Below are 321 nucleotides of genomic sequence, written 5' to 3' on the forward strand. Positions count from 1 at the left end.
TCTGCGTTGCTTACAGCGCACCTGTGGCCGCTGCTTCTGCTGTGTTCCTCATCTACCCCCTGGGTCAAGGTTCCTTCTCTGACGGCATGCCTCTGGGTATCTCGGGCACCTTCAACTTCATGCTGGTGTTCCAGGCAGAGCACAACATCCTGATGCACCCCTTCCACATGTTGGGTGTGGCCGGTGTGTTCGGTGGTTCCCTGTTCTCCGCCATGCACGGTTCCTTGGTGACCTCTTCGCTAGTGCGTGAGACCACCGAGACCGAGTCTCAGAACTACGGCTACAAGTTTGGCCAAGAAGAAGAGACCTACAACATCGTTG

At 56.4% G+C, this 321-nt stretch carries 1 pseudogene; it reads left to right on the top strand.

The features are described from left to right. Positions 1 to 321, top strand: a pseudogene (locus tag AC0QKW_RS04755) (photosystem II q(b) protein); the annotation flags it as partial.

This window comes from Pseudanabaena sp. PCC 9330 (genome assembly GCF_055795045.1).